The following is a 2,718-nucleotide window of genomic DNA, read 5'->3' on the forward strand; positions in this document are numbered from 1 at the left end:
ATATCACATCTCTTTTTAAATTTTCTTCAATTTAACTACTATTAAAGATATCTATTAGCCTTTTTTATACTTATACCTATTCCAATAAAAATTAATGATATCACAAATAATGTTGCAATTAAATGACTATTTTTAGGAATAATATTCATTATTATTGCAACTGCTAATAATATAATTATTAATATTCCAATAAGCAATATTAATTCACCAAACTTTTTGATATAAATCACTCTCCTGATATTGCTAATTCTTAGTATTTAAATTATATCTTTAAAATAAAGATAATATACTTATCTTTTATATGATCTGTTAATTTCCATCCATTTTCTTTTGATATTTCCTTACATATATAGTCCTAATCCAGAAGTACTTATTTCTTTTTCTCTGTCTCTTATATTGTTATATTTTATAAAAGGTTCTAACAATCTATCTATTATTTCCCTGGTAATATTTACTATTATATTATTTTATTTCAAATACTACATTTTCACCATTATCATAAATAATTATAAAAATTTCTTTATATAAATCTTATTTCAACTTCCTTTATCAAAGCTAAAACTTATTCTTGATAATAATCTTCATTTTAATGTATTTTTTATATTTCTTATCTTATTATATAATTTACTTCAAAAACTGTTTCTATAACAATTTATTTAAAGCCTCATTATCATTTGGTAGGAATTCCCTCTTAGAATTAATTTTAATAGGTACATTTACCTCATACTTGTAAAAATCCCCTCTCTTATTATATCTATAATTCCTATCACATTATTATCTTTAAAATAAAGGGGGATAAAAAACTGATAGTCATATTAAAAATTATCATTTATTTCTTTAACTATTATATTGTATTTATTTAATATTCCCTTATCTTTTGTATTTTCATCTATAACCAGTTTACCACTACACCCTACAAGTATAAAAATTAACAATAAAATTAAAATAATAGATTTTCTCATATTCAAAACTACTTCTTCTATTTATATAATACATTATATTTAGGAGTTTTTATAAATTAAGTATAGTTGTTAGAAAGTTGTTAACTAATAAAATTTTTAATCATTATAATAAAAAAGGACTGTTATTAAACAGTCCTAGAATAAAATTTAATTTTATCATATAAAATAGTTTAAAAGATTACTTATATAGCATTTCCACATGTGGAATATCATCTTCTAAATATTCCTCTGATACTTCTTTAAATCCTGCTTTTTTATAAAGATTTTTTGCATATACTTGAGCAGATATCCTTATTTCATTTTCTTTCATGATATCTTTAATATAATCTATTGCCCTATTAATTATTTCCAGCCCAAGTTTTCTTCTTCTATATTCTTTTTTTACAACAACTCTTCCAATAGATGTTTCCTTATATGATACTCCCTTATTTAATATTCTTAAATAAGCTACAAGCTCTCCCTTATCAACAGCCATCAAGTGATAAGCCTTTAAATCCTTATTATCCGTATCTTGATATATGCAATTTTGTTCTACTACAAATATTTCAGAACGTAGTCTTAAAATTGAATATAACTCTTTGTTAGTTAATTCATCAAAAGTTTTAATCTTATACTCCAATTTATCTACCTTTTCTATATAATTTTTCTTTCTTTAGAAATTAATATTATCTGGATCCTTTACCTTTTTAAAATTATTATTTAAATTATCAATTAAGTTCATATCTTCTTCATCAAGCTCAAAATCAAATATTTTAGTATTTTCTAATATTCTGCTTGGTGTAACTGATTTTGGAAGTGGTAAATGTCCCTTTTGTAATGACCATCTTAAACAAACCTGAGCAACAGTCTTATTATATTTTTCTGCTATAGGATCTAAATCATTTATAGTAAATATATTACCTGTTCCAAGAGGACTATAAGCCTCTACTAGAATATTATTTTCCCTACAATACTTAACTGTTTCTTCTTGATTTAATCCTGGATGTAATTGAATTTGATTTACCATTGGTACAATATCACAATTATCTATTAAATTTTGAATGTGATGAGGTTTAAAATTACTTACTCCTATAGCCCTTACTTTACCTTCCTTATATAACTTTTCAAAAGCTCTCCAAGTCTCAATACTTATTTTTTCCCAATTATCTTTAAAAATTTTAGGCACAGGCCAATGAATCAAATATAAATCCAAATAATCTAAGCAAAGCTTTCTCAAAGATTCATCAAAAGCTTTGAGGGTGCTGTCATAACCTTGATCAGTGTTCCAGACCTTAGTTGTTACAAAAATATCTTCCCTTGGAATATTACTATTTTTAATTGCAATTCCAACACTTTCTTCATTACCATAAACAGCAGCAGTATCTATATGTCTATAACCAACTCTAATTGCTTCTTCTACCGAAGAAATTGCAATTTCACCGTCTGGAGTCTGCCAAGTACCAAAACCTAGACAAGGTATTTTTACATTATTTGATAATACATACGAATCTGATAAGCTTTTCATTTCAATCCCTTCCTTTCCACATTTAACATTTTAACATAATATTTTTTCTATTAATAGTTTAAAAATCCTATTATTATTGCTTATTATTTTAAAAAGCTATTATTTTATACTATTATATTAATATTGCTTTATTAACTTGGATTCGGCAAGTAATGCCGAAAGGCATTGAAATTAAAGGATTTTTTGTTCAAAAAAATTAAAAAGAAATCATCCCTTTTTAGTGTTAAAATATAATTACAAAAAACAAAACAC

At 24.1% G+C, this 2,718-nt stretch carries 4 protein-coding genes; all 4 read right to left on the minus strand.

Features of this window, described 5'->3' with window-relative positions:
* Nucleotides 1-41: 41 nt before the first annotated feature.
* A complete protein-coding gene (locus KQI16_RS09100) occupies nt 42-197 on the minus strand; it encodes a hypothetical protein (RefSeq protein ID WP_216433748.1) in 156 nt (51 codons plus the stop codon).
* A 618-nt stretch (nt 198-815) separates the two neighbouring features.
* Nucleotides 816-962, minus strand: a complete 147-nt coding sequence (locus KQI16_RS09105) for a hypothetical protein (protein WP_216433751.1) — start codon at nt 960-962, stop codon at nt 816-818.
* A gap of 178 nt (nt 963-1,140) precedes the next feature.
* A complete protein-coding gene (locus tag KQI16_RS09110; protein WP_216433753.1) occupies nt 1,141-1,581 on the minus strand; it encodes a GNAT family N-acetyltransferase in 441 nt (146 codons plus the stop codon).
* Between the two features lie 33 nt (nt 1,582-1,614).
* Nucleotides 1,615-2,466, minus strand: a complete 852-nt coding sequence (locus KQI16_RS09115; protein ID WP_216433755.1) for an aldo/keto reductase — start codon at nt 2,464-2,466, stop codon at nt 1,615-1,617.
* Nucleotides 2,467-2,718 lie beyond the last annotated feature (252 nt).

Source organism: Caproiciproducens sp. MSJ-32 (genome assembly GCF_018918055.1).
Taxonomy (GTDB): domain Bacteria; phylum Bacillota; class Clostridia; order Clostridiales; family Clostridiaceae; genus Clostridium.